The organism is Roseburia zhanii, from assembly GCF_014287635.1.
Classification (GTDB): Bacteria; Bacillota; Clostridia; order Lachnospirales; family Lachnospiraceae; genus Roseburia_B; species Roseburia_B zhanii.
The window spans coordinates 1-3,056 of the sequence record NZ_JACOPH010000040.1; the positions used below are offsets into that span (position 1 = coordinate 1).

4 protein-coding genes are annotated in these 3,056 nt (G+C 43.3%); 3 read left to right on the plus strand and 1 reads right to left on the minus strand.

From position 1 onward, the window contains the following. Window positions 1-223 precede the first annotated feature (223 nt). Genes H8S17_RS15760 through H8S17_RS15770 form a run of 3 tightly spaced genes read left to right on the plus strand, consistent with a single transcriptional unit; the run spans window position 224 to window position 2,243 of the window. Window positions 224-661 (plus strand): radical SAM mobile pair system MarR family transcriptional regulator, encoded by a 438-nt coding sequence (locus H8S17_RS15760; protein ID WP_186867866.1) that lies wholly within the window; start codon window positions 224-226, stop codon window positions 659-661. After that, entirely contained in the window at window positions 658-1,347 is a 690-nt protein-coding gene (locus H8S17_RS15765; protein WP_186867867.1) for a radical SAM mobile pair protein A, read from the plus strand. The genes H8S17_RS15760 and H8S17_RS15765 overlap by 4 nt, the downstream gene beginning before the upstream one ends. Continuing rightward, window positions 1,335-2,243 (plus strand): radical SAM mobile pair protein B, encoded by a 909-nt coding sequence (locus tag H8S17_RS15770; protein ID WP_186867868.1) that lies wholly within the window; start codon window positions 1,335-1,337, stop codon window positions 2,241-2,243. The genes H8S17_RS15765 and H8S17_RS15770 overlap by 13 nt, the downstream gene beginning before the upstream one ends. 138 nt (window positions 2,244-2,381) lie before the next feature. Here H8S17_RS15770 and H8S17_RS15775 read toward each other — a convergent pair. After that, window positions 2,382-3,056: site-specific integrase (locus tag H8S17_RS15775; protein WP_186867869.1), on the minus strand; the 675-nt coding region annotated here is incomplete at its 5' end.

The following is a 3,056-nucleotide window of genomic DNA, read 5'->3' on the forward strand; positions in this document are numbered from 1 at the left end:
CCAAAGACGTACTATTGCTTATATTAAAGTGAATGTTATTATGAGGAGCCGTATGCGGGAAAGCCGCACGTACGGATCTGTGAGGGGCTAAAGTTGCAAGGCTTTAGTCTACTCGACTGGAGAATTGAAAAAAACGGAATTTACCTATTAGGACATATAAACTGTTGACAATAAAGCTCCTATATAGTATGTTTTTGGCAAACTACTATATAGGAGCTTTTGTATGGAAATGAATGGAGGATTTCTTGTCACCAAAATAAAACAGCTTGGAGACCGGATTTTCGAGAAGATTCTCAGTGAAAAGAATATTGATGCGTTTAATGGAGCCCAAGGGCGTATTCTTTATGTGCTGTGGCAGAAGGATGGTATTTCAATCAGGTCACTCTCGACTAAATGCGGATTAGCGATAACATCTCTTACTACGATGCTGGAAAGAATGGAAAATCAAGAGCTGATAAGCCGTGTTCAGTCTGAAACGGACAAAAGGAAAACGCTCCTGTTTCTGACTGAGAAAGCACATGCCTTAAAGGGCGAGTACGATTCTGTATCTGATGAGATGGGCAGTATTTACTACAAAGGTTTTTCAGAGGAAGAAATTACCCGGTTTGAGGAATGCCTCGACCGCATCAGAAAGAATCTTGAGGAGTGGCAGAAGTCATGAGTATTTGTATCAAAGATCAGATTCAGAACATGAATATCGTCATTGGCTGCACAGTGGGGTGTGCATATTGCTATGCCCGCAACAACGTGAAACGCTGGCATATGATTGATGACTTCGCTGCCCCTGAATTCTTTCCGAGTAAGCTCAAGATGATGGAAAAGAAACGTCCGCAGAACTTTCTTCTTACCGGCATGAGCGATTTCTCTGGATGGAAGCCGGAATGGAGAGGCGAGGTATTTGCAAAGATCCGTGAAAATCCACAGCATCAGTTCCTGTTCCTTACCAAGCGACCTGATTTGCTGGATTTTGATACCGATCTGGAAAACGCATGGTTTGGCGTTACGGTGACGAGGAAAGCAGAACTGTGGCGTATCGACGCCCTTCGGAAAAACGTCAGAGCAAAACATTACCATGTTACCTTTGAGCCGTTATTCGATGATCCCGGCACAATTGACCTTTCCGGAATCAATTGGATCGTTGTCGGCACCATGACCGGAGCGCAGAGCAGGAAGATTCATACGGAGCCGGAATGGGCATGGTCTCTGACGGACCAGGCACATAAGCTCGGCATTCCGGTGTTTATGAAGGAAGACCTTGTCCCTATCATAGGGGATGAAAATATGATTCAGGAAATGCCGGAAGAATTTAATAAAGTGTTAGAGGTACAGAAATCATGGAAGAAGTAATGAATGGAATCCTCATTCGTGAGGTGGAAACAAAGAACATCATGACTAAGTCTAGTCTGCCGGTAGGCGGTTACTCGGTCAATCCCTATGTGGGCTGTATACATGCCTGCAAGTATTGCTATGCTTCTTTTATGAAGCGCTTTACCGGGCACAAGGAGGAATGGGGCACTTTCCTTGATGTGAAGCATTGGCCGGAAATTAAAAATCCGAAGAAATATGCCGGACAGCGGGTGGTCATCGGTTCTGTGACAGATGGCTACAATCCACAGGAGGAGCAATTCGGGAATACCAGAAAACTTCTGGAGCAGCTGATCGGCAGTGACGCAGATATTCTGATTTGCACAAAGTCGGATCTTGTGGTACGGGATATTGATCTACTGAAGAAGCTTGGACGTGTAACCGTTTCATGGTCGATCAACACACTAGATGAAAATTTCAAGAACGATATGGACTCTGCTTCGAGCATTGAGCGTCGTATCTCTGCTATGAAGCAGGTATATGAAGCAGGTATCCGTACAGTCTGTTTCGTATCCCCGGTATTCCCCGGTATCACGGATTTTGAAGCAATCTTTGAGCGGGTAAAGGATCAGTGCGATCTGTTCTGGCTCGAAAATCTCAATCTTCGAGGCGGTTTCAAAAAGACAATTATGGATTATATCGCCGGAAAATATCCTGATCTTGTACCACTTTACGACGAGATCTATAACAAGCATAACCGCAGCTACTTTGAAGCACTTGAAGTAAAAGCTGAGAAAATGGCTAAGAAGTATGATTGTGACTTTGTGGATAATGAAATGCCTTATGGCAGAGTCCCGCAGGGACATCCGGTGATCGTAGATTATTTCTATCATGAGGAAATCCGTGGGACAGAGAATACCGGAAAAAGAAATCGCTAAATTCAAGTTTGCCGAAATATATTTCTAACTTTCCCTATTTTACAGACATTCCAGCCCATTCATTAGTGAAATGATATGTATTTTCCCTTATTTTTGCCCTTATGAGATAATCGTAAGGGAAATAAGGGAAAGTTTTATTTAGTCGTTGCCTGCCACTTTATCAAGTAACTTTGCGGATTCCCGCTTGGCTTTTCTTGTGGAATGGGCGTAGACATTCATTGTGGTACTGACATCTGAGTGTCCTAACAGTTCCTGTACATCTTTCGGAGCTGCTCCATTTGCCAGAAGGTTGCTTGTGTAGGTGTGTCGCAACTGGTGAAAATGAAATCCTTCAAATCCATCCAGTTTCTGAGCAATCTTCCTGCAAACAATTCCTAACGTGCTTGGCAGTTCCAAACTTCCATTCGGTCTTAAGCAGACAAAGGATATTTCCTTATAATCTTCTGGAACATTCTCTGTTCCGTCCAAATGATAGAACTCATAGTAAACTCTGTTTTTGTCTTTTACTTCTCTGTAGTAGTTTTTGTGGTAAAGTTCTCCGTACTGCATTCGGTTTTTAAGCTGTTCCTTTTGGGCATTACGAAGAATCTCTGCCAGTGTATCTCCAAAATCAACAATCCTTACCTTTTTTCGTTTGGTTGGTCCGATGATATTCTTGTGCCTTGAACCATCATAGCGGATACTGCGTCTGATTGTAAGGCACTGTTCTTCAAGATTTACATCCTGCCATGCCAGACCACAGGCTTCACCGATACGAAGTCCTGCATAATAAGCTATCTGGATTGGAAGTATTGCCGGTGGATTGTAATCCTG

Excerpts from the sequence above, each read along its gene's own strand:
- H8S17_RS15760 (WP_186867866.1), top strand. The coding sequence starts at position 224 with ATGGAAATGAATGGAGGATTTCTTGTCACCAAAATAAAACAGCTTGGA.
- H8S17_RS15765 (WP_186867867.1), top strand. The coding sequence starts at position 658 with ATGAGTATTTGTATCAAAGATCAGATTCAGAACATGAATATCGTCATT.
- H8S17_RS15770 (WP_186867868.1), top strand. The coding sequence starts at position 1,335 with ATGGAAGAAGTAATGAATGGAATCCTCATTCGTGAGGTGGAAACAAAG.